Source organism: Xanthomonas maliensis, from assembly GCF_009192945.1.
In the GTDB taxonomy this organism is placed as follows: Bacteria; Pseudomonadota; Gammaproteobacteria; order Xanthomonadales; family Xanthomonadaceae; genus Xanthomonas; species Xanthomonas maliensis.
In genome coordinates, this window is the sequence record NZ_NSET01000031.1 from 21297 (window position 1) to 46592 (window position 25296).

General features: G+C 66.3%; 22 protein-coding genes. 9 read left to right on the forward strand and 13 right to left on the reverse strand.

The window, feature by feature from the left end; translation table 11 throughout:
• Positions 1–12: 12 nt before the first annotated feature.
• From CKY51_RS10255 to tsaD, 3 genes are all read right to left on the reverse strand, one after another.
• On the reverse strand, positions 13–2187 hold the full coding sequence (locus CKY51_RS10255; RefSeq protein WP_022971312.1) for a glycoside hydrolase family 3 N-terminal domain-containing protein: 2175 nt from the start codon (positions 2185–2187) through the stop codon (positions 13–15).
• A gap of 159 nt (positions 2188–2346) precedes the next feature.
• Positions 2347–2703 carry a dihydroneopterin aldolase gene (gene folB, locus CKY51_RS10260; RefSeq protein WP_022971313.1) on the reverse strand — a complete coding sequence of 119 codons (357 nt, stop codon included), beginning with the start codon at positions 2701–2703 and terminating at the stop codon, positions 2347–2349.
• Between the two features lie 68 nt (positions 2704–2771).
• Positions 2772–3833, reverse strand: coding sequence for a tRNA (adenosine(37)-N6)-threonylcarbamoyltransferase complex transferase subunit TsaD (gene tsaD, locus CKY51_RS10265; protein ID WP_031338872.1), 1062 nt, complete (start codon positions 3831–3833; stop codon positions 2772–2774).
• A gap of 257 nt (positions 3834–4090) precedes the next feature.
• On the opposite strand from tsaD, the gene rpsU reads away from it, so the two are divergent.
• The 7 genes from rpsU to CKY51_RS10300 all read left to right on the forward strand — a co-directional run bounded on the left by rpsU (position 4091) and on the right by CKY51_RS10300 (position 12755).
• Positions 4091–4306 carry a 30S ribosomal protein S21 gene (gene rpsU / locus CKY51_RS10270; RefSeq protein WP_002808376.1) on the forward strand — a complete coding sequence of 72 codons (216 nt, stop codon included), beginning with the start codon at positions 4091–4093 and terminating at the stop codon, positions 4304–4306.
• A gap of 208 nt (positions 4307–4514) precedes the next feature.
• Positions 4515–4961, forward strand: coding sequence for a GatB/YqeY domain-containing protein (locus CKY51_RS10275; protein WP_022971315.1), 447 nt, complete (start codon positions 4515–4517; stop codon positions 4959–4961).
• Between the two features lie 174 nt (positions 4962–5135).
• Entirely contained in the window at positions 5136–6065 is a 930-nt protein-coding gene (locus CKY51_RS10280; protein WP_022971316.1) for a YihY/virulence factor BrkB family protein, read from the forward strand.
• A gap of 96 nt (positions 6066–6161) precedes the next feature.
• The gene (gene dnaG / locus CKY51_RS10285) at positions 6162–7913 is read left to right on the forward strand and encodes a DNA primase (protein WP_022971317.1); all 1752 of its coding nucleotides are present in this window, start codon (positions 6162–6164) and stop codon (positions 7911–7913) included.
• Between the two features lie 78 nt (positions 7914–7991).
• Positions 7992–8993, forward strand: coding sequence for a bile acid:sodium symporter family protein (locus CKY51_RS10290; protein ID WP_022971318.1), 1002 nt, complete (start codon positions 7992–7994; stop codon positions 8991–8993).
• Between the two features lie 230 nt (positions 8994–9223).
• Positions 9224–10789 (forward strand): thioredoxin family protein, encoded by a 1566-nt coding sequence (locus CKY51_RS10295; RefSeq protein WP_031338874.1) that lies wholly within the window; start codon positions 9224–9226, stop codon positions 10787–10789.
• 397 nt (positions 10790–11186) lie between these two features.
• Positions 11187–12755, forward strand: a complete 1569-nt coding sequence (locus tag CKY51_RS10300; protein WP_022971320.1) for a thioredoxin family protein — start codon at positions 11187–11189, stop codon at positions 12753–12755.
• Between the two features lie 22 nt (positions 12756–12777).
• Here CKY51_RS10300 and cyoE read toward each other — a convergent pair whose 3' ends face one another.
• From cyoE to CKY51_RS10320, 4 genes are read right to left on the reverse strand one after another with little or no spacing between them, the layout of a single operon-like run.
• Entirely contained in the window at positions 12778–13674 is an 897-nt protein-coding gene (gene cyoE, locus CKY51_RS10305) for a heme o synthase (RefSeq protein ID WP_031338876.1), read from the reverse strand.
• Positions 13675–13676: 2 nt separating this feature from the next.
• Positions 13677–14840, reverse strand: a complete 1164-nt coding sequence (locus CKY51_RS10310) for a COX15/CtaA family protein (protein ID WP_022971322.1) — start codon at positions 14838–14840, stop codon at positions 13677–13679.
• Positions 14841–14850: 10 nt separating this feature from the next.
• A complete protein-coding gene (locus CKY51_RS10315) occupies positions 14851–15426 on the reverse strand; it encodes a hypothetical protein (protein ID WP_031338877.1) in 576 nt (191 codons plus the stop codon).
• Positions 15427–15453: 27 nt separating this feature from the next.
• A complete protein-coding gene (locus tag CKY51_RS10320) occupies positions 15454–16176 on the reverse strand; it encodes an SURF1 family protein (protein ID WP_031338878.1) in 723 nt (240 codons plus the stop codon).
• Positions 16177–16233: 57 nt separating this feature from the next.
• Between CKY51_RS10320 and CKY51_RS10325 the strand changes: the two genes are divergently transcribed.
• Positions 16234–16452, forward strand: coding sequence for a twin transmembrane helix small protein (locus CKY51_RS10325; protein WP_031338879.1), 219 nt, complete (start codon positions 16234–16236; stop codon positions 16450–16452).
• Positions 16453–16545: 93 nt separating this feature from the next.
• On the opposite strand, the gene CKY51_RS10330 is transcribed toward CKY51_RS10325, so the two are convergent.
• The 6 genes from CKY51_RS10330 to CKY51_RS10355 are packed head-to-tail and all read right to left on the reverse strand — an operon-like array spanning position 16546 to position 21253.
• Complete coding sequence (locus CKY51_RS10330; protein WP_152249179.1) at positions 16546–17421, reverse strand: cytochrome c oxidase subunit 3; 876 nt, start codon at positions 17419–17421, stop codon at positions 16546–16548.
• A 37-nt stretch (positions 17422–17458) separates the two neighbouring features.
• Positions 17459–18043, reverse strand: a complete 585-nt coding sequence (locus tag CKY51_RS10335) for a cytochrome c oxidase assembly protein (protein ID WP_022971326.1) — start codon at positions 18041–18043, stop codon at positions 17459–17461.
• Positions 18040–18213 (reverse strand): hypothetical protein, encoded by a 174-nt coding sequence (locus CKY51_RS10340; protein ID WP_022971327.1) that lies wholly within the window; start codon positions 18211–18213, stop codon positions 18040–18042. The genes CKY51_RS10335 and CKY51_RS10340 overlap by 4 nt, the downstream gene beginning before the upstream one ends.
• Positions 18194–19798: a cytochrome c oxidase subunit I gene (gene ctaD / locus CKY51_RS10345; RefSeq protein ID WP_152249180.1), complete on the reverse strand. Its 1605-nt coding sequence runs from the start codon at positions 19796–19798 to the stop codon at positions 18194–18196. The genes CKY51_RS10340 and ctaD overlap by 20 nt, the downstream gene beginning before the upstream one ends.
• Before the next feature lie 38 nt (positions 19799–19836).
• Complete coding sequence (coxB, locus tag CKY51_RS10350) at positions 19837–20760, reverse strand: cytochrome c oxidase subunit II (protein WP_022971330.1); 924 nt, start codon at positions 20758–20760, stop codon at positions 19837–19839.
• A 16-nt stretch (positions 20761–20776) separates the two neighbouring features.
• Entirely contained in the window at positions 20777–21253 is a 477-nt protein-coding gene (locus CKY51_RS10355; protein WP_031338891.1) for a DUF2244 domain-containing protein, read from the reverse strand.
• A gap of 276 nt (positions 21254–21529) precedes the next feature.
• Between CKY51_RS10355 and putA the strand changes: the two genes are divergently transcribed.
• Complete coding sequence (gene putA, locus CKY51_RS10360) at positions 21530–24730, forward strand: bifunctional proline dehydrogenase/L-glutamate gamma-semialdehyde dehydrogenase PutA (RefSeq protein WP_022971332.1); 3201 nt, start codon at positions 21530–21532, stop codon at positions 24728–24730.
• Positions 24731–25296: the final 566 nt, after the last annotated feature.

The window sequence follows — 25296 nt, forward strand, 5'->3', positions numbered from 1 at the left end:
ACTGGCTGAGCGTCACTCAGCCGCCAGCAACTCGAAGCTGACCGGCTCACCGCTGGTCGCCGATGCGCACACCCACACATCGAACACGCCCGGCTCGGCACCGAACACGCCCTTGGGATTGGTAAAGGCGAGCGCCTCGCGCGTGAGGGTGAATTCGACCTCCGCACTCTCGCCGGGCTGCAGCAGCAGCTTGCGGAAATCCTTGAGTTCGCGCACCGGTCGCACGCGGCTGGCGACGCGATCGTGCACGTACAGTTGCACCACTTCCTCGCCAGCCCGCGCGCCGGTGTTGCGGATGCGGGTACGAATCGTCAGTGCCTGATCCCAGCCCAGCTGCGAACGACTCAACTGCGGGGCGTCGTAGGCGAAGCTGGTATAGCTCAGGCCATGACCGAACGGATACAACGGCGTGTTGGACATCTCGCGCCAACGTGCCTTGTATTCGGACAGCGTCGGCAGCTCCGGCCGCCCGGTGCGCGCGTGGTTGTAGAAGAACGGCTGCTGTCCGCTGGACTGCGGGAAGCTGATCGGCAGCCGCGCCGAGGGGTTGTAATCGCCGAACAACACGTCGGCCACCGCGGTGCCGGTCTGGGTCCCCAGATACCAGGTCACGGCAATTGCCGCCGCATCGCGCACCGCTCCCTGCAAGGCCAGCGCGCGGCCATTGCGCAGCAATACCACCAGCGGCGTGCCGGTGGCGGCCACCGCTTCGGCCAGCGCCTGCTGCGCAGGCGGCAAGACGATCTCGGTGCGCGACTGCGCCTCGCCGCTGAAGCGCTGCGGCTCGCCCAGCGCCAGCACCACCACATCGGCAGCCTGCGCCGCATCGATGGCAGCGGAAATCCCGCCTGGCAGCGGCTCTTCCAGTCCGCAGCCCGGCACCACCTGCAGCAGCTCGTTGCCGACCACCGCGCGCACGCCCTGTTCCAGGGTCACGTAGCGCTGTTTGTCGCCGAACAGTGTCCAGCAACCCTCGATGTTCTCGCGGTCCTGCACGAACGGACCGATCAAGGCGATGCGCTGCCCCTCTTTCTTCAGCGGCAGGACATCGCCCTCGTTCTTCAGCAGCACGATCGAACGCCGCGCCGCATCGCGCGACAACGCGTCGTGCGCCGGCAGATAGCTGGTGTCGGCTTCGCGCGCCGGATCCAGCGATCGGTACGGATTGTCGAACAAGCCGATGGCCTCCTTCAGCGCCAGGATGCGGCGCACGCTGGCATCCAGCACCTCCATCGGCACCTCACCGCTCTCCACCAGCGACGGCAGATGCGCGGCGTAAAAGCCGCTCTGCATGCTCAGGTCCAGGCCGGCCAGGAAAGCCTTCTTGGTGGCATCGCGCTCGTCGGCGGCATAGCCATGCGCGATCAATTCCATATCGGCGGTGTAGTCGGAGATCACCACGCCCGGGAACCGCCATTCCCCGCGCAGGATGTCGGTCAGCAACTCATGGTTGGCGCTGGCCGGCACGCCGTTGATATCGTTGAACGATGACATCACCGTCAATGCACCGGCCGCGAACGCCGCCTTGAACGGTGGCAGATGCACATCGCGCAGCGTCTGCGGCGCGATGTCCACCGTGTTGTATTCCATGCCGGCCGCCACCGCGCCATACGCGGCGAAATGCTTCGGCGTGGCCAGCAGGCTGTCTGCAGCCTTCAGGTCCTGTCCCTGGAAGCCACGCACGCGGGCCGCGGCAAAGGCCACCCCCAGCACCACGTCCTCGCCGGCACCTTCGGCACCGCGTCCCCAGCGCTGGTCGCGGGCGATGTCCACCGCTGGCGCGTAGGTCCAGTGCAGGCCGGCCGCGGTGGCCTCGATCGCGGTGGCGCGCGCGGTGCGCTCGGCCAGCGCCGGTTCGAAGCTGGCTGCCTCACCCAACGGAATCGGAAACACCGTGCGCATGCCATGGATCACGTCGGCCGCCAGGATCACCGGGATCCCCAACCGGCTCTCTTCCACCGCCACCTTCTGGATCTGTGCGCCCAGCGCGGCACCCACGCCGTTGAACAGCGAGCCGACCCGCCCCTCGCGGACCTGCTGCAACACCTCGTCGGCGTTGCGCACATTGGCTTCGGGATTCACGTCCGGCGCGAACGGCCGCACCATGTCGGCAAATACCCCCAGCTGTCCAACCTTCTCTTCGACGGTCATGCGGGCAATCAGGGAATCGATGCGGTCAGCAGCCATGAGATCCTTGAGAAAACGTTTACATGGCCGGCAATTCTAGCCTGATGCCGGCTTCAAGTTAAAAGCGACCGGTCCGGTTCAGTCTGCTATTCAGGCTTATGGATGCGAGGCATCCCGCCCTGGACGTCCGGCCCTGTCAGCGATCGGCTCAGCAGACGCTCAGCGCGCACGCTCGCGCTCGATGATGACCCCGACCGCCTTTGCCCCGCGAACCGCGCCGGGCTTGCTGAGCTTGAGGCGCAGCCACGACACCTGGAATTCCTCCAGCACGATCGCCGCACAGCGCTCGGCCAGGGTCTCCACCAGACCGAAGTCGGACGCCTCGACGAAGGCGATCAACCGCTTGCTCACCGCCTTGTAGTTCAGCGTGTCGGCGATGTCGTCGCTGGCGGCCGGCAGGCGATTGTCGAAGCCCATTTCCAGATCGAAGCGCAGCGTCTGACGGATGCGGCGCTCCCAATCGTAGATGCCGATCAGCGCCTCGATTTCCAGACCTTCAATAAAGACTTTATCCATGGGCAGCGGGACGTGCGGATGAGGGATGCGGAAGTGGCAGGCGCGCGAAGACCATGCGGCAGCGGTTGCTACGCATCCCGCATCTCCCGTCCCGGATCCTGCGCCGCCAACGACGGCAGACTGGCCATGTCCCACCGCGGCGTCACCTGCACCGCCGCAGTGGCGCGTTCGCCGGCCTGCAGCCGCAGCGCGCCAGCGAAGGCGATCATGGCGCCATTGTCGGTGCACAGCGCCGGCCGCGGGAAACAGACCCGCCCGCCGCGCGCTTGTGCCGCTTCCTGCAGGCGTGCACGCAAGCGCTTGTTGGCACCGACACCGCCGGCCACCACCAAGGTGTTGCAGCCGGCCGCATCCAGCGCGCGGCTGCACTTGATCGCCAACGTCTCCACCACCGCGTCTTCGAAACCGCGTGCGATATCGGCGCGCGTGCGCTCGGACTGGTCGCTGTCGCGCCAGGCCAGCAGCACCTGGGTCTTGAGCCCGCTGAAGCTGAAATCCAGCCCGGGCCGATCGGTCATCGGCCGTGCAAATTTGTAGCGCCCTGGCGTGCCGGTCTCGGCCAGCGCCGCCAACTGGGGACCGCCCGGATACGGCAGCCCCATCATCTTGGCCGTCTTGTCGAAGGCTTCGCCGGCCGCATCGTCCAGCGTCTCGCCGAGCACGGCGTATTCGCCCAGCGCGCGCACCGCCACCAATTGGGTGTGGCCACCGGACACCAACAGGGCGACGAACGGCGCCTGCGGCGGATCGTCTTCCATCAACGGCGCCAGCAGGTGGCCCTCCATATGGTGGACGCCGATCGCCGGCACCTCCAGTGCCCAGGCCAGCGACCGCGCGACCCCGGCACCGACCAGCAAGGCGCCAACCAGGCCCGGGCCGGCGGTATAGGCCACGCCGTCCAGGTCGTCGATGGCCAAGCCGGCATCCGCCAGCGTCTGGCGGATCAGCGGCAACAGCTTGCGCACATGGTCGCGGCTGGCCAGCTCAGGCACCACGCCACCGTATTCAGCGTGCAAGGCGATCTGGCTATAGACCGCGTGGGCGCGCAGCGCGGCCACACCCGACAGATCGGTGTCGTAGACCGCCACACCGGTCTCATCACACGAGGATTCGATTCCCAGGACTTTCACGAGCGTCCACCAGACAGGTTCATCGGTGCATTTTCGCAGCTTTTCGCCGCGATCGGCCGCTGGCCGACCGCTGTCGGCACCAGATGGGCGAGACCACCAAGACCGATCTGGACGGGATGCGGCGCCCGGGACTTGCAGGCCGCCCACAAGTCGTTATAATGCGCGGCTCGCCGGGGAAACCCGGAACTTCCGTCACGCGAGTCCGCTCGCACCCGCCCGGGGCTCCCGGACGGAAATCCCATTATTCTGGAGAACCCATGCCCAGCGTTAAAGTCCGCGAGAACGAGCCCTTCGAATTTGCGCTCCGTCGTTTCAAGCGCACCTGCGAAAAGGCCGGCGTGCTGGCCGAAACCCGCAAGCGCGAGTTCTACGAAAAGCCGACCCAGGAGCGCAAGCGCAAGGCTGCCGCTGCCGTGAAGCGTCAGCTGCGTCGTTCCTCGCGCGACGTCACCAAGCGCCAGCGCTTGTACTGATCGATCGCGGTCTCCGGTCGTGGGGCGGGCGCTGCAGGCGCTGCCTCGCGGAGCGGGACCCAGGAGCCGGCACGCGCAAGCGTCGCCGGCTTTTTGCATTGGTGCCGACCGCGGCGCCGGCGCTTCCCTCCCGCCCGTGCCTGCGATCGGCCGCCCCTGCGCCGACCAGCCCACGTCGGCGCCTCCATCCGCACTCCAGGAGTACAGCATGTCCCTCAAGCAACAGCTCACCGACGACATGAAGGCCGCCATGAAGGCGGGTGACAAGCACACGCTGGGCGTGATCCGGCTGATCAATGCCGCGATCAAGCAGAAGGAAGTCGACGAGCGCATCGCCGTGGACGATGCCGCGGTGATTGCGGTGCTCGACAAGATGGTCAAGCAGCGCAAGGACTCGGTCACGCAGTACGAGGCGGCCGCACGCGAGGACCTGGCCCAGGTCGAGCGCGAGGAGATCGTGGTGATCGAACGCTATCTGCCGGCCAAGATGGGCGAGGCGGAGATCGTGGCGGCCATCCAGGCAGCGATCGCCGAGACCGGCGCCAGCGGCCCGGCCGACATGGGCAAGCTGATGGGCGCACTCAAGCCCAAGCTGGCCGGTCAGGCCGACATGGGCCTGGTATCCGCCCTGGTCAAGCGTCACCTGGCAGGCTGAGCCGGGCGGGCGGGACGGCGCCAGCGCGCCGTTCCGCGCCGCGCTTTCACCGCACCTTTGGTGCCGCCCTGTTAGAACGACCCTGCGCTGCAGGCGCGGACCAGGCCTCCCGCATACCGGCTTCGTCCTCCTGCCCTGTAGCAGCAACGGTATGCGCCAAGGGCTTCCCGGCCGGTGACCACGCTCTCGAACGATTACCTGCAAAAGCATCTGGCCCGGCTGCAGCGCAGCCTGCCGATGGCGCTGCTGAACCGCTTCATCGAGATCGATGTGATGACCCAGGCGGCATCGCTGTCGTTCTACGCCCTGCTCTCGCTGGCGCCGCTACTGGTGCTGTTGCTGTGGCTGACCGCCTCGCTCTATCCACCGGCGCAGGAAGCGCTGGTACAGCAGATCGGCCAACTGGCCGGCGGCAGCGCCGCCGAAGTCGCCGACACGGTGATCCGCAATGCCACCGATCAACCCGGCATCGGCTCGCTCGCCGGTCTGTGGAGCACGTTGCTGTTGTTCGTCGGCGCCACCGCCGTGTTCGCGCAGTTGCAGAACGCCTTGAACCTGATTTTTCGCACCGACAAACAGCGCCTGGAAGGGCTGATGGCGTGGCTGAAGAAGCGCGTGTTTTCGTTCGGCGTGATCCTGGCGCTGGGCTTCCTGCTGATCGTGTCGATGATCGCCACCACCGCCCTGCAGGTGGTATTCGCCCGCCTGCCATCGATCCTGCCGGCGGTCGGCTACATCACCACCCTGGCGCTGTACGCGCTGGCATTCGCCTTTCTCTACCGCTACCTGCCCGACCGCACCGTCAACTGGCGGCAGGCCTTCCTCGGCGGCGTCATCACCGCCATCCTGTTCGCGCTGGGGCGCTATGCGATCGGCCTGTATATCGCCACGGCCGCTCCCGGCAGCGCCTATGGCTCGATGGGCACGCTGGTGATCCTGCTGGTGTGGATGTACTACGCCTCGGTGGTGTTCTTCGTCGGCGCGTTGCTGACTGCGGTGATCGACGAGCGGGTGCGCTCGCATCGCAAGCTGCGCGATGCCGGCGTGGACCCGGACCACCCGCCGCCGACCTTGGCCTCCGCGGCGGCCACCGAACAGCGCTAACGGCTGGCCGCACCTGCACGACAGCGTTCCGCTCACGCGGCGGCGTACTGCCGCCTGCAGCAGGCGGTGACCGGCCGCACCGATTATCCTAGCGGGATGGCCCGCATCCCCGACGCGTTCATCGACGAACTGCTTGCACGCACCGACATCGTCGAGGTGGTGGGCGGGCGCGTGCCGCTCAAGCGCCAGGGCAAGGAATACGCCGCGCGCTGTCCGTTCCACGACGAGCGCTCGGCCTCCTTCACCGTCTCCCCAACCAAGCAGTTCTATCACTGCTTCGGCTGCGGCGCGCACGGCACGGCGATCAGCTTCCTGATGAACTACGACCGCCTGGAGTTCCTCGACGCGGTCGACGAGCTGGCCAAGCGGGCCGGCATGGAGATTCCGCGCGAAACCCAGCAGCGCAGTGCGCAGCAGCAGGACGACAGCCGCGAGCTGTACTCGGCACTGGAAGCGGCCAGCCGGTTCTTCCAACGGCAGCTGGACGGCAATGCGCGCGCGGCCGAGTACCTGGGGGGGCGCGGCGTCGATGCCGAGGTCCGCGCGCGCTTCCAGATCGGCTACGCGCCCGACGGCTACAGCGCGCTGAAGGACACGCTCGGCACCGACCAGCGGCGCATGACCCTGCTCGACCGTGCCGGGCTGTTTTCCAAGAACGATCGCGGTCATGTCTACGACAAGTTCCGCGACCGGGTGATGTTTCCGATCTTCGACCGTCGCGGGCGCGTCATCGCCTTCGGCGGGCGCATCCTCGGCGCGCCGGCCGATGGCCGCGACCCCGGCCCCAAGTACCTCAACTCGCCAGAGACCGCGCTGTTCCACAAGGGCCGCGAGCTGTACGGCCTGTGGCAGGTGCGCCAGGCCAACCAGAAGATCGAGCGGCTGATCGTGGTCGAGGGCTACATGGATGTGGTCTCGTTGTTCCAGTTCGGCGTGAACCAGGCGGTGGCGACGCTGGGCACGGCGACCACGCCCGAACATGCCGAGCTGTTGTTCCGCAACGCGCCGGATGTGTACTTCTGCTTCGATGGCGATGCCGCCGGGCGCAAGGCAGCGTGGCGCGCGCTCGAATCGGTGCTGCCACGCATGAAGGATGGCCGCCAGGCGTTCTTCCTGTTCCTGCCCGACGGCGAGGATCCGGACACCATCGTGCGCAAGGAAGGCGCCGCGGCGTTCGATGCCCGACTCGCCCAGGCCACGCCGCTGTCGCAATTCTTCTTCGACGAGATGTCGCGGCAGATCAACCTGCAGACGCTCGATGGCAAGGCACGCCTGGCCGAACGCGCCAAACCGATGCTGACGCAGATGCCCGATGGCGCCTTCGGCGATCTGATGCGCCAGCGGCTGACCGAGTTGACCGGCGTCGGTGCCAGCGCAACCGGCCCCGGTACCGCGGCAGCGCCCGCACGTCCGCCGCGCCGCGCACCGCCGGTCGCGCAAAAGCGCAGCCTGGTGCGCGAGGCGATCATTCGGCTGCTGCATCGCCCGGCACTGGCGCTGGACCTGCAGCCGCCTTATCACTTCACCGAGCTGCGCCTGCCGGGCATCGGCTTGCTGCTGGAACTGCTGCAGATCGTGCACGCCCGTCCGGACATCACCACCGGTGCCCTGCTGGAGCATTTTTCCGAACGCGAAGAGCTCCCGGCGTTGCAGAAGCTGGCAGTGGTGGACATCCCCGGCGATGTCGACAGCTGGCGCCAGGAGCTGCACGACGTGGCGCAGCAACTGGAAACGCAGACCCTGCAACAACGGCTGGAAGAATTGCAGGCGGTGCCTTTCGGTTCGCTCGACAGCGCCGCCAAGTACGAACTGCGCGAGTTGCTGCGACTGCGCCCCGGCGCACGCTGAGCAGCCGCAACCGCATCGCGCCACTGCCTTTACAATGGCATCCATGTCTCTCGCGCTTCACGACCGACAAGTGTCCCGATGATCAAACAGTGGCTGGCGCGCCTGCGCATCGATCCATTCACGCTCGCCTTGCTGGCAACAGTCACGCTGGCCTCGCTGTTGCCAGTCACAGGAATCGCAGCAGCGATCATGGACGATGTCACCGATGTGGCGATCGCCGCGTTGTTCTTCCTGCACGGCGCGCGCCTGTCGCGCGAGGCGGTCAAGGCCGGCGCGCTGCACTGGCGGCTGCATCTGCTGATCCTGGCCTGCACCTTCGTGTTGTTCCCCCTGATTGGATGGCTGCTCAAGCCGGTCGGCCATCTGCTGTTGACGCCGCAGTTGTTCGTCGGTGTGCTGTTCCTCTGCGCGCTACCGTCGACCGTGCAGTCCTCGATCGCGTTCACCTCGATGGCCGGCGGCAACGTGCCGGCCGCAGTCTGTGCGGCGTCTCTTTCCAGCCTGCTCGGCGTGTTCATTACCCCATTGCTGATGACCCTGCTGGTCGGCAGCCAGGGGGGCATGGAGCATCCGGCACAGGCAATCGGCAAGATCCTGCTGCAGTTGCTGGTGCCGTTCCTGGCCGGGCACTTCCTGCGGCCCTGGATCGGCGGCTGGGTCGAACGCCATCGCGCCATCCTGCGTTACACCGACCAGGGCACCATCCTGCTGGTGGTCTATACCGCCTTCAGCGCCTCGGTCAACGAAGGGCTGTGGCAAAAGACCCCGTTGCCGGCATTGCTGGCGGTACTGGCCTGCGCCATCGTGGTGCTGGCGGTAGCCATGGTGTTGATCACCTTCCTGTCCCGACGCCTGCACTTCGACCGCGCCGACGAGATCGCGATTGTGTTTTGCGGTTCGAAGAAGAGCCTGGCCACCGGCGTGCCGATGGCCAAGGTGATGTTCGCCAGCGGCGGACTCGGCGCGATCGTCTTGCCGATCATGCTGTATCACCAGGTGCAATTGATCGTCTGCGCGGTGGTGGCAGCCCGCTATGCACGCAGTACGCCAGGCAAGGCCGTATCGGACAACAGCCGCTGATCCCTGGCGGTGGTCGTTACCGTCGCAACGATCTGCAGCGCGCGCCGCGTCGGCGCAGTGTCACCACGCGTCGCCGCAGGTGTGTGCGCTTGCGGTAACGGCGTTTCGCATCGATCGAAGACAGTCGGTTGGCCACCACGCTACAACGCCGAGGTCGCCCGTCTGCACGCGTCGTGCTGGCCGGCGCACGCGATGCTGCGCGCCCCCTGCCTCCGCCTCGGTGATCGTCCATGCCACTGCCGTGCCGCCCTGTGTTGCGCTCTGTGACCGCCTTGCTGCTGGGGCTGACCTTGCTGAGCGGCTGCGACAGGCCCGCCACCCCGCCACCGCCGGGCAAACCATCCGCTGCGCCGGCCGGCATCGCCTGGCGCGAAGGCGATGTCGAAGACGCCTTCGCTGAGGCCAAGCAGACCGGCAAACCGGTCCTGTTGTATTGGGGCGCTGCCTGGTGCCCGCCCTGCAATCGGCTCAAGTCCACCTTGTTCAAGGATCCCGGCTTCATCGCCCGCACGCGCAGCTTCGTGGCCGTGCATCTGGATGGCGACTCGGAAGGCGCCCAGCGCTGGGGCGAACGCTTCGGCATCAAGGTCTATCCTACCATCATCGTGTTGCGCCCGGACCGCAGCGAGATCACCCGCCTGGCGGGCGATCCCGATGCCGCCAAGCTCAGCGACGTGCTGCGGGTGGCAGCCAGCCGCAGCACGACCGTCAAGCAGCTGCTGGACAAGGCGCGGCAGACGCCGCAGGCGTTGAACGCCGACGATTGGGCCATCCTGAGCTACTACGACTGGGGCACCGACGACCAGTTGCTCAAGGCCGACGATGCCGCCGAGGTATTGATGCGGCTGGCCAAGGCGGCGCCGCAGCCAGCGTTGCAGCATCGCTTTGCGCTGGCCGCGCTGGCCGAAGGGCGGGCTGCCCCCGCCGCCGCACCGGCCAACCGGACCTTGCTGGAAGCGGTGCTGGCCGATCCGGTGCAGGTTCGCGCCAACCTGGACCCGCTCACCTACGCGCCTGCCCGGCTGATTGCCGCGGCGGCCAATGATGCGGCCACCCGTGCGCGCTTGTCCGCCGCACTGGATCGGGCACTGGATGCGGTGTATGCCGATCCCTCGTTGCCGATCGTCGACCGCCTGGCGACCGCCGATGCGAAGATCCAGCTCGCCCGGCTTGCGCAAGGGCAACCCATCGACGGCGAGTCGCCGCAGCCGCCATTGCCGCTCCCTCCTGCCGTGACGCAGGCCGTGCATCAGCGGGTCGACTGGGCGGTGCAGGCGGCTCAGACGCCCGAAGAGCGCCAGGCTACCGTCAGTGCGGCTGCCGGGACGCTACAGCTGGTGGGCGATAGCGACGGCGCCGAGCAACTACTGCTGGCCGAACTGCCCCGTAGCAGGACGCCTTACTACTACATGCCGGAGCTGGCCGATCTGGCCGAGCAGCGCGGCGACCCCACGACCGCGCTGTCCTGGCTCAAGCGGGCCTACGACAGTGCACAAGGCCCGGCCACCCGGGTGCAGTGGGGCGTCGACTATGTGAGCGGTTTGATCCGCCTCCGTCCGGACGATCCCGCGACCATCGAGACAGCGGCGTCCCAGGTGATCGGCGAACTGACCGGCCAACCCGACGGCTATCGACAGCGGACCCGGCAACGCTTCGACATGCTTGGCGCAATGCTCAAGACCTGGAGCAAGCAGCATCCCCAGCAAGGCAGCGCGGTCCTTGTCCGCCTGCGGCAGAAGATGCAATCCAATTGCGGCAGCGACAAGGCTGCCGACTGCGCCAACTGGTTGAGCTGAGCGTCCGCAGTCACCTGCTGCCGTCGCAATCTGGCAAGCATGCGGCTGGCCAGGGGCGCGACGCCGCAGCGGCAACACGTACTCGGCCATCGGCAAGGCAACACCGTCCTGCTGCAGGGACGCCGAGCAGCGTTCGTGCGACAGCAGTCCGCATGCAGGGACAACGCGCAGATGGAACGCGCAGGTCGTCGACGAACGCGTGCGATGGCCCCATCGCCACACGCCCGTCCGCCCTTGCGAAACCACGCGGCGGCCCATGCGTTTCAGATAACAGGATTTCGCACCGACCAACGACCTCGCGTTCGCCGTGACGCTACAACGTAGCTGGTACGCGCCCGCATGCGGCGCGCAGTCCGGTCGCTCGACGTTGTGCCTTCCCCCGCATCGGTGATCACTCATGACGCTGTCGTGCCGCCCTCTTTCGCTCCCGCTGATTCCCCTACTGCTGGCGCTCACCCTCCTGAGCGGCTGCGACAAGCCTGCCGCTCCGCCGCCGCCACCAGGCAAGCCAGCGGCTGCGTCAGCCAGCATCGCCTGGCGCGAGGGCGATCTCGAAGCGGCCTTCGCCGAGGCCAAGCAAAGCGGCAAGCCGCTGCTGCTGTACTGGGGCGCTGCCTGGTGCCCGCCTTGCAATCGGCTCAAGACGACGCTGTTCAAGGATCCCGGCTTCATCGCCCGCACACGCAGCTTCGTGGCCGTACACCTGGATGGCGATACCGACAGCGCGCAAGCCTGGGGCGAGCGCTTCGGCATCAAGGGCTATCCCACCATCATCGTGCTGCGTCCGGACCGCAGCGAGATCACCCGTCTGAGCGGCGATGCGGACATCGCGCAACTCAGTGAAGTCTTGCGGGTTGCGGCACGCGGTAGTCAGTCGGCCAAGCAGCTGCTGGACACCGCGCTACACCACCCTGCCACACTGAGCGCGGACGACTGGGCCGTGTTGGCAACCCATGCCTGGGACATGGATGACCAACTGCTCGACGCCGACCACAGGGTCGAGATGTTCACCCAGCTCTCCCAGACGGCACCGCAACCGGCCTTGCAACGCAGCTTTGCGCTGCTTGCGCTGGAGGCGGCGCAAACGCCGCCGGCGACCAACCCTTCGTATCGCACGCTGCTGGACGCCGTGCTCGCCGATCCTGCAGAAGTGCGCGCCAACCGCGACGTCTTGACCTCGGTCGCACCGCGCTTGATCGCTGCTGCCAGCCGCGATCCCGCCGAGCGCCTGCGCTTATCCGACCGCTTCAACAAGGCGATGGACACGCTCTACGCCGATCCTTCGCTGCCGATCGTCGATCGCCTGGATACCGCCGAGGTCCGCATCGCATTGGCGCGTCTGGCACAGGGACAGCCGACGGAAACCCCACCGCACGGGACGCCGCCGCCGCTGCCGGCGGAGCTGGTCAAGCTGGTGCGGCAGCGGGTGCGATGGGCGGTGGCCACTGCCAAGACCACCGAAGAGCGCCAATCGACCATCAGCGACGCGGCGTGGCTGTTGGGCGAGATCGGCGACAGCAGCGACGCCGAGCAATTGGTGATGGCCGAAGTGAGCCGCAGCAAGACCCCGTACTACTACATGCCCACGCTGGCTGCATTCGCAGAGAAGCGCGGCGACACCCGGACCGCGCTGTCCTGGTTGAAAAAAGGCTACGAGACTGCCGATGCGCCAACCACGCGCATCGCCTACGGCATGCGCTATGTCGTCGGCTTGATCCGCTTGAACCCTGGAGATGCGGCGGCAATCGAAGCGACCACCGGCCAATTGATCGAGGCACTCGCCGGCCAGTCGGACGGTTACCGCGAGCGCACCCGCGAACGCTTCGACAAGCTTGGCGGTATGCTCAAGGCCTGGAGCAAGCAGCACCCACAACAAGGCGACCAGATGCTGGCGCGCCTACGTCAGCAGGCGCAAGGCCACTGCGACAGCAAGGCCGCTCACGCCTGCGGCACGTGGCTGAGTTGAGGTCCTCGTGCGATGGGCGCGCTCACTGCACCCAGGGCAGCAGCAGGTGGTCGACCATCAGAAAGGCGAACAAGGCCATCAGATAGACCACCGAATAGCCGAACATCTTCATCGAGAACAATTCGTTCGGCGGATCGAGCATGCGCCAGGCATACCAGAGGAAGACGCTGTTGAGCACGACCGCGCCGCCGAGATAGAACACTCCGCTCATGCCCACCGCCACCGGCAGCAAGGTCACGATCGCCAGCAGCACCGTGTAGACCAGAATCTGCCGGCGCGTATGCGGCACGCCATGGGTCACCGGCAACATCGGGATGGCGGCCTTGGCGTAGTCGGCGCGCCGGAAGATCGCCAGCGCCCAGAAGTGCGGCGGGGTCCAGATGAAGATGATCAGCACCAGCAGCGACGCATTGATCCAGTCGGCACTGCTCGACAGGCCGGTCACCGCCGCCCAGCCCAGCATCGGCGGCGTCGCGCCGGCCAGACCGCCGATGACGATGTTCTGCGAGGTCGCCCGCTTGAGGTAGACGGTGTAGATCACCGCGTAGCCGATCAGCGAGGCGAAGGTCAGCACCGCGGTGATCGTGTTCACCCAGACCACCAGGATGGTCATCGAGATCACGATCAACACGCCGGCAAACGCCAGCACCTGCGCCGGACGCACCTTGCCCACCACCAGCGGGCGCCACGACGTGCGCGCCATCTGTGCGTCGATCTTGGCGTCCAGCAATTGATTGATCGCCGCCGCCGCCGACGCGGCCAGCCAGATGCCCAGAAACCCCAGCGCGCCGGTGCGCACCTGCAGCCAGGTCGGCATTCCGGGAATGGCCAGGAACATGCCGACCAGGGCGGTGAACACGATCAGTGCCACCACCTTCGGCTTGGTCAAATCCCAGTAATCGCGTGCGCTGACGGCCATGCTCACTCCGGCGCGCGCAGCCGCGCCAACAGCGAGACCAGCACGAACAACAACGCCACCGCGCCACCGTTGTGCATGACCGACACCTCCAGCGGCAGCGCCAACTTGACGTTGAGCACGCCCAAGGTCACCTGCACCGCCACCAGCACTGCCAAGGCCGCAGCCCATACGCGCATGCCCGGAAAGCGCGACAACCGCCACGCCAGCCACCACAGGTACAGCGCGGTGGCGATCGCCCACAGGCGATGCGCCATCTGGATCGCGATACGCGAGGCGCCATCGAGCACGCCGCCTTCGTAGTCCACGCCGATGCCGCGCCACACGGTGAAGCCCTCGCGGAAATCGTGCGGCGGCCACCATTGGCTGACGCAGCGCGGGAAGTTGTCGGCCGACCAACTGCCGCCGCCACAGGCCAGCGCCGCATAGTTGGAACTGACCCAACCGCCCAGGGCGATCTGCAGCGCCAGCACTGCCACGCCGGCACGCAGCAGCCATTTCAGGCGCGTCGCGTCGGCCAGGGTGATCGGTAGGTGGGTGGCGCGCCAGGCCATCCACACCAGCAGCGAGAACATCAGCATGCCGCCCAGCAGATGCCCCATGACCACGATGGGCTTGAGCAGCAGGGTCACTGTCCACATGCCCAGCAGTGCCTGGAAGATCACCACCGCCAGCGTCAGCACCGCCGCACGCGCCAGATCGAGGTTGCTCCAGCGCAAGGCCGACAGCAGCAGGATCGCCTCACCGGCGATCGCCACGCCCATGGCCAGTGCATGCCAGCCGGACATGTACAGCGGAATCGACAGCGCCACCAGCAGCGCTGCAGCGACCACCTGGGCGATCCCCAGGCGTCGGCGGCGGACCGCCAGCAACGACAGCACCAGCACTTCCACTCCCAGCGCACCGGCCAGGAAGCGATGCACCTGCTCGCGCCAGGCCTTGTGCGTTTCCAGCGGACGGATCTTGCTGGCGGCGTGCGTGTTGGCTTCGTCGCTGGTCTGCGGCCAGGTCACGCGCCCGTAGCAAGTCGGCCAATCGGGACAACTCATACCGGCATCGGACAGCCGCACGAACGAACCGAACAGGATCGTGCTGGCGGTGAACAAGGCCGCCAGCCAGGCCATGCGATGGAAGTGCCGGAACAGCGCCGGTGGTGCAAACAAGGTCATCGAAACGGCCTCACATCAATTTCAGCAGCTTGACCAGATCGGCGCGCAGACCAGCCGGATCGAAGCCCGGGGCATAGCGCAGGATCACAAAGCCATTGGGGTCGATCACGTATACCGGCACGCCGGCTGGGTCATCCACGCGCGGCAGCGCCTGCCGCAAGCCGGCATCGTCGCGCAGCACGCGCAGTGCCGACATCGGCGGCAGACCCGCCGGCGGCGGACCGATCCACAGGACCTCCACCTTGTCGGCTTGATGGCCCAGCAGCTGCCAGACCTTGTCCAGGTCGGCCGCCAGGCGCACACAGGACTGCCCGCACCCGGCCGGCGGCGCCAGCGCGATGCGCCACATGCGCTCGGCCGGCTGCCAGGAATACGGTTGGCCATCGGCACGCAGTGGCGTGCGTGCGCGCAGATCGGTCGGTGGCGACAGCAGCTCGCCATGGTTGCGCATCGTCGTCGGCTGCCAGCCGGCAAAGCGCAGAGCGCCTGCCACCAGCATCGAGCCGAAGAACAGCACCGCCAGGGCGATCAGCATCCTGCGGCCGCGTCGGACCGCGCGCGGCGTGGGCGATGTGGAGGACGTCATGCCCGCGATTTTCTCATGGCGCGGGCATCAGTGCCCGTCGCGCCGACGCCGACCGCGCCAGGTCAGCAGTCCGGCGGTGACCAACGCCGCCAGCGCCAGCCCGAACCATTGCACCGCATAAGCCAGGTGGCGCGCGGGCGGCAAGGTGTTGGGCAGCATGTCCAGGTCGCGCGCATAACCCACCGCAATGGCTGGATCCAGCCGCAACACCTGCGACGAAATGTCGCGCCTGCCCAACGCCCGCCGGACCGCCTCCGGCTCCATGCGGGTGGCCAGCCAGGCATGCGCAGCGCCGGCTGGCGTCAGTGCTGGCCCGAGAGCCAGGCCAGCCGATGGCGGCGCGGTCAGTAACCCTTGCAACGCGAGCCCGCCCTGCAGCAACGGCACGACCGGCAAGCGGCGATCGGCCGGCATCGGCAACCAGCCCAGGTCCACTAGCAGCGTGCCGGCGGCCGCGTCCGGCGCGACCAGTTGATAGACGCGAATGCCGGCCTGCCCGGCGTGCAGCTGATTATCGAGCAGGATCTGCTGCGGCAGGAACCGACCGCGCCCGCTCACCCAGGCCAGTCGATCGGGATGCGCCAGTGCCGCCGCCAAGCTCATCGTCGTCTCCCGCACATGGGCAGCGCGCTCGAGCAGCTGCTGCTTGGCATGCATCCGCTGCAGTTGCCATTGTCCTAACGCCACGAAGACGGCGCTCAATCCCAGTGCCAGGCACCAGCCCAGCAGCAGCGTGTGCTTGCGCGTCATGACAAGTCGCGCAAAAAGGCGTGCAATGCCGGCATCACGCCGATCGCCGGGGCTGCTGTGAACGATTCGCTCAAGACGCTGCTGATTGTCGCCTTCCTGATCGTCATCCTGTGGAACCTGGGTGCCGGCCTCTACTATTTGCTGACCGACCGCGGCCAGAGCAAGCGCACCGTCAATGCGCTGACCTGGCGTATCGGATTATCGGTGGCCTTGATCGCCGTGGTGATCGTTGGCATCTACACCGGCTGGATCAAGCCGCACGGCGTTGGTCGCTGAGCGCGTCGGGAGTACCCGCAAGGCACCGGTGAGCGTTACCACCTGAGGCAAGGCCGCGCGTGCCGATCTCCCATCCCGCCCCGTTGCCCGCCCTCAAAGCACGTAGACGAACAGGAACAGCGCCAGCCACACCACGTCGACGAAGTGCCAATACCAGGCCGCCGCTTCGAAGGCGAAGTGATGGTCGCGGGTGAAGTGTCCCCGGGCCGCACGCAGCCACATGACCAGCAGCATGATCGTGCCCAGCGCGACATGCATGCCGTGGAAGCCGGTGAGCATGAAAAAGGTCGAACCATAGATGCCCGAGCCCAGGGTCAGATTGAGTTCGCTGTAGGCATGGATGTATTCCTCGGCCTGCAGGAACAGGAACACGCAGCCGAGCAATACTGTGGCGCCCAGCCACACCAGCAGGGCACCACGCCGGCCGGCCTTCAACGCGTGATGGGCAATGGTCAGGGTGACGCCCGAGCTCAGCAGGATCAGCGTGTTGACCAGCGGCAGGCCCCAGGCCGGAATGGTCTGGAACTGCCCGCCGATCGCCCCCGGCCCATTGGTGGGCCAGCCGGCCGAGTAGCCATTCCACAACAACTCGTTGGTCATCACACCGTCGCCCTGACCGCCCAACCACGGCAAGGCCAGCGTGCGCGTATAGAACAGCGCGCCGAAGAAGGCGGCGAAGAACATCACTTCCGAGAAAATGAACCACACCATCCCCATCCGGAACGAGCCGTCCACCTGCCGGTTGTAGTTGCCGGCAGTCGACTCGCGAATGACGTCACCGAACCACATGAACAACGTCGCTATCAACATCGCCACGCCGGCCAGGAAGGTCCAGCGCCCCCATCCGGCATCGTTGAGCCAACTGGCCACGCCGATCATCATCACGAACATCGCAATGGAGCCGACAAACGGCCACCTGCTCTGGCTCGGGACGAAATACGCGTCGGCGTGGGGACTGTGATCTGCCATGGCCTTGCTTCCGTGTCGGTGTACGGGTGGAAAGAAATCAGGGCGCCGCACGCGGCGCGCCAGCGCCACCGCCTGGCAGTGCCGAGCTCAGTGCATCGTTGCGATAGAACGTGTAGGACAAGGTGATTGTGGTGACCTCCGGCGGCAACGCCGGATCGACGATGAAACGCAGCGGCATGTCGCGCGTTTCGCCGGCCTGCAGCGTCTGTGCCGTGAAGCAGAAGCACTCGGTCTTGGTGAAGTAGCCCGACGCGCGTGCCGGCGCCACCGAGGGCACCGCGCTGCCGACCACCGCATGCGCGCTGTCGTTGCGTGCGAAGTAGGACGCCTCGTTGAGCTCGCCTGGCACCACGTCCATCGTCAGTTGCTCGGGGTGGAAGGTCCACGGCAGACGCGAGTTGACTCCGGCGTCGAACTCCACCCGCACGGTCCGCTTGCCGGCCGCGCCACCGATGGCCGCAGCGCTGCCGGAGCCGGGCGCGCGCTCCATACGAATCCCGAAAACCTTCTCGCAGGCGATGCGGTACAGCGGCACAAGCGAAAAGGTCAGCACGAACACCCCCAGCACCACGCCCAGCAGCTTGAACAACCCTGCGGTGGGTGCCGGTGCGCGTGCCGTCATCGTCCCAGCACTCCCGAGGCGATGAAGCCCAGGTAGATCAGCAACGCCACCGCCGCGACGGTCAATGCCGTGCGACGCACCGCGCGACGCTGCTGTGCCTGCCGTTCGGCCGCCGACAACAACCGCGTCACCGCCGCGCTCGGCTCGGACTCAGTGGCCGATGTCTTCATGGGCGAGATCTCCAGGCTTGATCACCGGCGGCACGGTGAAGGTGTGCGCCGGTGCGGGCGAGGGCACTGTCCATTCCAGCCCCTTGGCGCCTTCCCAGGCGCGCGCATCGGCGCGCGCGCCGCTACGCAGCGAGGCCAGCAGAATGCCTGCCATCAGGAATGGCGTGACGAACATGCCGAAGGCACCGATCGAACTGACCATGTTCCAATCGGCGAACACCACGTTGTAGTCGGGAATACGCCGCGGCATACCGGCCAAGCCGAGAAAATGCTGCGGGAAGAACAGCAGATTGACGAAGATCATCGTCCACCAGAAATGGAACTTGGCCAGCGTCTCGTTGTACATACGGCCGGTCCACTTTGGCCACCAGTAATACACCGCGGCGATCAGCGCGAATACCGCGCCGGTCACCAGCACGTAGTGGAAATGCGCCACCACGAAGTAAGTGTCGTGATACTGAAAGTCCGCCGGCACGATCGCCAGCATCAGTCCGGAAAAGCCGCCGATACTGAACAGGATCACGAAGGCCACCGCCCACAACATCGGCGATTCGAAGGTCAGCGAGCCCTTCCACATCGTGCTGACCCAGTTGAACACCTTCACCCCGGTCGGGATGGAGATCAGCATCGTGGCGAACATGAAATAGATTTCGCCGCCCAGCGGCATGCCCACGGTGAACATGTGGTGGGCCCAGACGATGAAGCTCAGGAAGGCGATCGCGGCAATGGCGTAGACCATCGCCTGGTAGCCGAACAGCGGCTTGCGACTGAAGGTCGGAATGATCTCGCTGACCACGCCGAACGCCGGCAGGATCATGATGTAGACCTCCGGATGCCCGAAGAACCAGAAGATGTGCTGGTACATCACTGGATCGCCGCCGCCGGCGGCGTTGAAGAACGAGGTGCCGAAGAACTTGTCGGTCAGCAGCATGGTGACCGCACCGGCCAGCACCGGCATCACCGCGATCAGCAGGAAGGCGGTGATCAGCCAGGCCCAGCAGAAAATCGGCATCTTCAGCAGGTCGATGCCTGGCGCGCGCATGTTGAGCACGGTGGCGATGATGTTGATCGCGCCCATGATCGAACTGACGCCGGCCACGTGGATGGCGAACACCGAGAAGGCGACGTTGTAGCCGCCCTGCAACATCAGCGGCGGGTACATGGTCCAGCCGCCCGCCGGCGCACCGCCGGGCAGGAACAGCGTCAGCAGCAACAGCGTGAATGCGACCGGCAGCAGCCAGAACGACCAGTTGTTCATGCGCGGCAACGCCATGTCGGGCGCACCGATCTGCAACGGGATCATCCAGTTGGCCAACCCCACGAAGGCCGGCATCACCCCGCCGAAGATCATCACCAGCGCATGCACGGTGGTCATCTGGTTGAAGAACTCCGGCTTGACGAACTGCAGGCCGGGTTGCATCAGCTCGGCGCGGATCACCACGCTCATCGCCGCGCCGATGATGAACATCACGAAGGAGAACAGCAGGTAGAGCGTGCCGATGTCCTTGTGGTTGGTCGAGAAGAACCAGCGCTCGACGAAACCGGGCTGGTGGTGTCCGTGGTGATCGACTGCGGTGTGCGCCATGACGGAACGACCTCTGCGAGCGAAGCGGGTGCGAGCGATTAAGGAGCGGTGGCCTGGCCGGCAGCAGCGGCAGCCGGCGCCGCGGGCGCGGCAGGTGCCGGTGTTGCCGCCGGCGCGGCAGGTTGCGACGGCGCCGAGGCCGCGCGACGGGCGGCCAGCCAGCGCTGGAACTCGGCCTTGGGCAGTACTTCGACCACGATCGGCATGAAGCCATGATCCTTGCCGCACAGTTCGGCGCACTGGCCGCGATAGACGCCCGGCTGCTCGATGTTGGTCCAGGCTTCATTGACGATGCCCGGAATGGCGTCCTGCTTCCAGCCCAGCGCCGGGACCCACCAGGCATGAATGACGTCGTCGGCGGTGATCACGAAGCGGATCTTGGTATTGACCGGCAGCACCAGTCGGTTGTCGACATCCAATAGATAGTGCGGCTGCGACGCGACCGTCGGGCGCTCGCCGCTCTGGCGGATGCGATCCGACTCACGTGCCAGTCGGCTGGTGAACTCCACACCCTGGCCCAGGTATTCGTACTTCCACATCCACTGGTAACCGGTGACCTTGATGGTCATCTCCGAGTCGCGGGTGTCGTACATGGCGATCAACTTGGCGGTGGCCGGCCAGGCCATCGCGATCAGCACCAGCACCGGAATCACCGTCCACAGCACTTCGGCCTGGGTGTTGTGGCTGAACTGCGCCGCCACCGCACCTTTGGACTTGCGGAATTTGAAGATCGCGTAGCCCATGGCGCCAAACACCAGCACGCCGATCACCACGCAGACCCACAGCGCCACCATATGCGCCTCATAGGCCATGCGCGCGGTGTGGGTCACGCCGCGCCCCATGTTGAGCTGCCATTCCTTGGGATCGGCCGACTGCGCCCACGCCGCCGGTGCGCACATGGTGGCCACCATGGCCAGCACGCCCTTGCCAAATCCTGCCTTCCAGCTGCTGCGTTGCGTCATTGCCTAGACCCTTACGTCATCGGTGACGGCCATCGACGGCCGCGAGCAAGCGTTTCAGCGTAGCTGCCAGTTCCATGCGTTCGGCCGGCCCGAGAAAGCTTCCGATCTCGATCTGCCTGCCGCTGCTGACCAACAGCACCCTGTCGTCCCGTTCCATGCGCAGGCGCACCCAATGTGGATGTGCCCGAAACGCTGGTGGCGCACGCCCCGACGGACAGACTTCGACCACTGTCGCGCCGACCCGGATCGCTTCTTCGCGGTCGCCGCTCCGCCATGTCTGCCGCAGCGCCAACGCCACCACACCACTGTGCAACAGGGCGAACACCGGCGCGAACACATTGCCGGTCCACCACCCCAGGCCTGCAAACACCCACATCGTTCCCGCCAGCACCGCAAACACCTGCACGAACTGCCGACGCGACAGCGAGCGCGGAGGCCGCAAGCGCAACTGCGTGCCCGCTTCCTCAGAAACCAATGGCAACACTTCGATCATTGGCAGCTCGCAGCGGACTGCGGGAATGAACCGATGGTAGACCCGTGCACTCAACCGCGGCAAGCGTTTCGCATCGCCTCAGGTTTGCTGCAGTGCAACCAAAAGTGGCTCCAAATCAATCACTTCGCGCGCACCGGCGCTGCGGGACCCTGGCCACCAGGCGCGCCGACGCCAGGACCGCACGGCATGCGTAAAACGGCAGGAAAGCTGCCGTTTCCGCACAAGTGCGCCGCACAGCGGCTCCCTAGAATGAGCGCGCATCCCAAGGCCCTTCGTATGAACGCCCAGCTCGATCCGCTTGCCGCTTCCTCTCCCGCGCGCCCGCTGCTGGCGCCGGAACTGCCCTCCCCGCCCAGCGCGCTGCGCGCGGCCATCACCGCCGCCTGGCTCAAGGACGAAACCGAGCACGTGCGTGAGCTGCTCGACCAGGCGCGTCTGCCCGCCGCCGAACAGGCCAAGGTGCAGGCAGTGGCGGCCGATCTGGTCACCCGCGTCCGTGCGCGGGCACAGGACCAGGGCGCGATCGAGGCCTTCATGCGCCAGTACGACCTCGGCAGCGAGGAGGGCGTGCTGCTGATGTGCGTGGCCGAGGCGTTGCTGCGCATTCCCGACCAGGACACCGCCGACAAGCTGATCCGCGACAAACTCGGCGAGGCCGACTGGAAGAAGCACCTGGGCGGCAGCGATTCGGTGTTGGTCAACGCATCGACCTGGGGCCTGATGCTCACCGGCAAGCTGGTCCAGCTCAACGACCTGACCCGTGCCGACGTCCCTGGTGCGTTCAAGCGGCTGATCGGCCGCGTCGGCGAGCCGGTGATCCGCCTGGCCGTGCGGCAGGCGATGAAGATCATGGGCCACCAATTCGTGATGGGGCGCACCATCGGCGAGGCACTTGCGCGCTCGCGCAAGGGCGATAACGCCAACTATCGCTATTCGTTCGACATGCTCGGCGAAGGCGCACTGACCATGAAGGACGCGCAGCGCTATCTGCAGGCGTATCGCGATGCGATCCACGCCATTGGCCGCAGCGGCAACTTCCTCGGCAGCGATGTGTTCGCTGCTCCCAGCATTTCGATCAAACTGTCGGCACTGTATCCGCGCTACGAACATGCCAAGCGCGCCCGCGTCATGGCCGAGCTGGTCCCCGGCGTGCTGGAGTTGGCGCAACTGGCCAAGTCCTACGGCATCGGCTACACCGTCGACGCCGAAGAAGCCGACCGGCTGGAGCTGTCGCTGGACATCATCGAAGCGACGTTCTCCGATCCGTCGCTGGACGGCTGGGAAGGCTATGGCCTGGCGGTGCAGGCCTACCAGAAGCGCACGCCCTACACGATCGACTTCCTGGCCGACCTGGCGCGCCGCATCGGCCGCCGCATTCCGGTGCGCCTGGTCAAAGGCGCCTACTGGGATGCGGAAATCAAGCGCGCGCAGGTCGATGGCCATCCGGGCTATCCGGTGTTTACCCGCAAGCAGAATACCGACGTGTCCTATCTGGCCTGCGCGCGCCGCATGTTCGCCCACAGCGATGCGCTGTACCCGATGTTCGCCACGCACAATGCGCAGACCATCGCGGCCGTGCGTGCGATTGCCGGCGGCAAAACATACGAGCACCAGAAGTTGCACGGCATGGGCGATGACCTCTATGCCGAGGTCATCCCCGCAGATCGGCTGGGATTACCGTGCCGTGTGTACGCGCCGGTCGGTTCGCACGAGGATCTACTGCCCTACCTGGTACGCCGCCTGCTCGAGAACGGCGCCAACTCCAGCTTCGTCAATCGCATTACCGACGAGGATGTCGCCATCGAAGACCTGATCCGCGACCCGGTCGAAGCGGTGTCGTCGTTCGTCTCCATCCCGCATCCGAAGATCCCGCTGCCAACCGATCTGTTGCGCAGCCAGAACCAGAACAGGAAGAACTCCATGGGCGCCAATCTCGCCAACGACAACGATCTGCGGCAGCTGGCCGAGCAACTCAATACCGCCGTCAAGCCATGGACAGCCGCTCCGCTGGTGCCTGGTGCAGTGGTCGGCACGCCACGGCAGGAAGTGCGCAACCCAGCCGATCGCCGCCAGGTCGTGGGCCATTGGCAAGCGACCGACAGCACAACCGTGCAGCAGTCCCTGGCCAGCGCGAGCGCCGCCCAGCCGGCCTGGAATCGCACCCCCGCCGCCAGTCGCGCCACCATCCTCGAACATGCGGCCGACCTGCTGGAGGCCCGCATGCCGGAGTTCATTGCGATCTGCGTCAAGGAAGCCGGCAAGACCCTGCCCGACGCGGTGGCCGAAGTGCGCGAAGCGGTGGACTTCCTGCGCTACTACGCCGGCCAGGCGCGTGGGCAGTTCGGTGCCCCCGAGCGCCTGCCCGGTCCGACCGGCGAGTCCAACGAATTGCAGCTGCATGGCCGTGGCCTGTTCGTCTGCATCAGCCCCTGGAACTTCCCACTGGCGATCTTCCTGGGCCAGGTCGCCGCCGCGCTGGCAGCCGGCAATAGCGTCATTGCCAAGCCCGCCGAACAGACCAACCTGGTCGGCTATGCCGCCGTAAAGCTGTTGCACGAAGCCGGCGTTCCCGAGGCAGTGGTGCAGTTCCTGCCCGGCGACGGCGCCACCGTTGGTGCCGCGCTGACCGCCGACGCTCGCGTGGCGGGCGTGGCTTTCACCGGCTCCACCGAAACCGCCCGCAGCATCAACCGCGCCATGGCCGCGCGCGACGCCGCGATCGGGGTGTTGATTGCCGAGACCGGCGGCCAGAATGCCTTTATTGCGGACTCCTCATCGCTGCCCGAGGCAGTGGTAAAGGACGCCATTTCCAGCGCTTTCATCTCCGCCGGACAGCGCTGCTCGGCCGCGCGTGTGCTGTTCGTGCAGGACGACATCGCCGACAAGGTGATGACCATGCTTGCCGGTGCCATGGGCGAACTGAAGATCGGCGATCCTGCGCTGCTCTCCACCGACGTTGGTCCGGTGATCGACGCCGATGCACTGGCGATCCTGCAGGAGCACGCCACCCGCATGGATCGCGAAGCGCGCGCGATCGGCAGCACCACGCTGGACGCGGCCACTGCCAATGGCAGTTTCTTTGCCCCGCGTGCTTACGAGCTACGCTCTCTGGAGCAGCTGCAGCGCGAGATCTTTGGCCCGGTGCTGCACGTGATTCGCTGGAAAGCCGATCAGCTCGATGCGGTGATCGACCAGATCAACGCTACCGGCTACGGCCTGACCCTGGGCGTGCATTCGCGGATCGACGAAACCATCGAGCGCATCGCATCGCGCGTGGCCGTAGGCAATGTCTACGTCAACCGCAACCAGATCGGCGCAGTCGTCGGCGTGCAGCCCTTCGGCGGCCAGGGGCTATCGGGCACCGGCCCCAAGGCCGGCGGGCCGCACTATCTGCTGCGCTTTGCGACCGAAAAGGTCGTCACAGTCAACACCACCGCAGCCGGCGGCAATGCCTCGCTGCTGACGCTGGGCGACTGATCGTGTTGTCCTTGGCTTGATCGCAAAAACCCCGCACCTGCGGGGTTTTTGTTGCCAGCAGGTTTGGAAAGTCTGGGCGATTAGGTGCACTCCCAAGCATGCTGTGTGACAGCGCGGTGCAGGCTAGATCCGTCATCACATCGGCATGGCGCGTCATCAGGCATCAGCATCACTACACGCGACCTAGGAGATGCATGGCCTGGGCAGAAAGTGATGAGGCATGCGCGTCAGCAAGCATGCATGGTGCGGTGCCAGCCGCAGCCATTGGCGGATCCGTTGCTCGCGAGCGCGCCCTGCGCTTTGCGCTCGCCGTATCGACTGCGCTATCCCGGGCCTGAAAGAGGTGACCGAGAGCGCTGGGGCAAAGACTCCACGATCTAAGACGAAGGAGGTGCGTGACTGATGTCGTCGCGGCACGAACCATCATCGCAATCAAGCTGTTGCTGGTGAGCATAGTCGGGCGAGAAACCGCGTCCCGATGCGGGACTTACTATGCTCGCGGCCCGCTTTAACGCTGCTTTGTGCTCTGGTCAGAAAACCAAGCCGAGTGTCGCTGTGTCAAGCCA

Coding starts and splice junctions, on each gene's coding strand:
- CKY51_RS10255 (WP_022971312.1), bottom strand. CDS start 2,187: ATGGCTGCTGACCGCATCGATTCCCTGATTGCCCGCATGACCGTCGAA.
- folB (WP_022971313.1), bottom strand. CDS start 2,703: ATGGATAAAGTCTTTATTGAAGGTCTGGAAATCGAGGCGCTGATCGGC.
- rpsU (WP_002808376.1), top strand. CDS start 4,091: ATGCCCAGCGTTAAAGTCCGCGAGAACGAGCCCTTCGAATTTGCGCTC.
- CKY51_RS10275 (WP_022971315.1), top strand. CDS start 4,515: ATGTCCCTCAAGCAACAGCTCACCGACGACATGAAGGCCGCCATGAAG.
- dnaG (WP_022971317.1), top strand. CDS start 6,162: ATGGCCCGCATCCCCGACGCGTTCATCGACGAACTGCTTGCACGCACC.
- CKY51_RS10290 (WP_022971318.1), top strand. CDS start 7,992: ATGATCAAACAGTGGCTGGCGCGCCTGCGCATCGATCCATTCACGCTC.
- CKY51_RS10295 (WP_031338874.1), top strand. CDS start 9,224: ATGCCACTGCCGTGCCGCCCTGTGTTGCGCTCTGTGACCGCCTTGCTG.
- CKY51_RS10300 (WP_022971320.1), top strand. CDS start 11,187: ATGACGCTGTCGTGCCGCCCTCTTTCGCTCCCGCTGATTCCCCTACTG.
- cyoE (WP_031338876.1), bottom strand. CDS start 13,674: ATGGCCGTCAGCGCACGCGATTACTGGGATTTGACCAAGCCGAAGGTG.
- CKY51_RS10310 (WP_022971322.1), bottom strand. CDS start 14,840: ATGACCTTGTTTGCACCACCGGCGCTGTTCCGGCACTTCCATCGCATG.
- CKY51_RS10315 (WP_031338877.1), bottom strand. CDS start 15,426: ATGACGTCCTCCACATCGCCCACGCCGCGCGCGGTCCGACGCGGCCGC.
- CKY51_RS10320 (WP_031338878.1), bottom strand. CDS start 16,176: ATGACGCGCAAGCACACGCTGCTGCTGGGCTGGTGCCTGGCACTGGGA.
- CKY51_RS10330 (WP_152249179.1), bottom strand. CDS start 17,421: ATGGCAGATCACAGTCCCCACGCCGACGCGTATTTCGTCCCGAGCCAG.
- CKY51_RS10335 (WP_022971326.1), bottom strand. CDS start 18,043: ATGACGGCACGCGCACCGGCACCCACCGCAGGGTTGTTCAAGCTGCTG.
- CKY51_RS10340 (WP_022971327.1), bottom strand. CDS start 18,213: ATGAAGACATCGGCCACTGAGTCCGAGCCGAGCGCGGCGGTGACGCGG.
- ctaD (WP_152249180.1), bottom strand. CDS start 19,798: ATGGCGCACACCGCAGTCGATCACCACGGACACCACCAGCCCGGTTTC.
- coxB (WP_022971330.1), bottom strand. CDS start 20,760: ATGACGCAACGCAGCAGCTGGAAGGCAGGATTTGGCAAGGGCGTGCTG.
- CKY51_RS10355 (WP_031338891.1), bottom strand. CDS start 21,253: ATGATCGAAGTGTTGCCATTGGTTTCTGAGGAAGCGGGCACGCAGTTG.
- putA (WP_022971332.1), top strand. CDS start 21,530: ATGAACGCCCAGCTCGATCCGCTTGCCGCTTCCTCTCCCGCGCGCCCG.